The following is a 1563-nucleotide window of genomic DNA, read 5'->3' on the forward strand; positions in this document are numbered from 1 at the left end:
CCCCTCAGCAGAGGTTATGCGGCCAACCGCGTCATAACCGAGCGACTGATTGGCTGATGAGCTGAGGTTGTCGTCTATGGCTGAGATCAACGAGTCTGGCGTGTACCGATAGACCAGCGAATGCACTCTAGTAGCGTCGATGCCGGTGACTCGGTAATTGAGATCCAAAGAGCGACTTTCTGAAATGCCGTTCCCTCTGACCATACTGGTGACGGGGCCAAAGGGCGCTCGCTTGATCTGGCTTACCAGGCTTGTTGTTGTGCCTGCTTGTGTAGTTGCCACCTCGATGACGTCACCGGCTAAATCACGGGTGTAGGAAACCTCACGGCCACTGGGATACGTGATCTTCGTGATGAGGCCTGCACCATCGTACTGGTACTGGGTAGTAAGACTCTGCCCGTGGGTTTCCCAGGTCTCGTAAGCCAGCCATCCTTCGGGTGTGTAGCCAAACCTCCGGACACCGTTGCCATCATCGACTGAGGTCAAGCGGCCCATGCCGTATGGAGAGGTTGCTTCGTCGTACCCGTACAGAATTGGCGATTCGCCAGCGACATCGGTGGAGGTTTCGATGATCCGGTTCAGCGCGTCATAGCTGTAGCTTGTGGTTTGTCCCTTGGCCGTCTTGCGCGTTGCCACGTTACCGGCTTCGTCATAGGTAATGTCGGTGGTGCCGGTGTCCGGGCTCCGGACCTGAGTCACTTCGCCAAAGCCGTTGTAGCTGTAGTAGGTCAGGCGCGAACGAGGGTCTGAGACGCGGTAAACATCGCCGGTATCCTTGTAGAGTACCTGCGTGACCTTCCCGAGTGGATCGGTCGTTTGTGTCCGGTGATGGAAGCCGTCGTACTTGTAGGAGTGTGTGTTACCAGAGGGGCTGGTCTCCTGTATCAGGTTTGCCACAACATCGTAGGAAAACGATGACTGATTGCTATAGGCGTCGGAGACACTGGAGAGCCAGCCGATTTCGTTGAAGATCCGGTGCTCTATCCAACGGGTCTGACCCAGCGCATCGAGCAGGCGCTCTTCTACTGGATTCCCGAGGTCATTGAGCTCAAGCTCACGCCGGTTGCCCTGTGCATCTGTTTCCGCCACCAGCCGGTGTGCAGCGTCGTACTCATAGCTGACGGTTGCACCATTTGGCTTGGTCAGCGAGCTCAGGAGGCCCACAGCATCATAGTTGTAGACCGTGGTGCCTTCTGGTCCAGTGGAGCTGACAAGTCTTCCTCTGGCGTCATAGGTGAGGGTTTGGGTTACACCGTTGACACCCTGAATGGTCCGGGCGCGACCGTTCGCGTCGTAGTCACCAAACTTCGTCACCTGCCCCAGCGCGTTCGTTGTGCGGATCAGGTTGCCCTGGTCATCGTAGTCAAATGTCGTCACATCGCTGACGTCGGTGCGTGGACCATCAACCGAGGCCAGCAGGCTCGGCTTTCCTGTACCAACGGGGGCATAGGTGTAGTTCCATGTCCGGGAAGCGCCCGAGCTGCGATCTGTGACCTTGCGGCTTATCACCCGGAGATGAGTGTCGTAGGTAAGCTCAGTGATCCTGGTTGGTTCTGTGATTTT

1 pseudogene is annotated in these 1563 nt (G+C 56.9%); it reads right to left on the reverse strand.

Features of this window, described 5'->3' with window-relative positions:
• A pseudogene (locus BHE89_RS16780) lies at positions 1-1563 on the reverse strand (RHS repeat-associated core domain-containing protein); the annotation flags it as partial.

Origin of the sequence: Shigella sp. FC1967 (assembly GCF_001743005.1) — a bacterium.
Taxonomy (GTDB): Bacteria; Pseudomonadota; Gammaproteobacteria; order Enterobacterales; family Enterobacteriaceae; genus Proteus.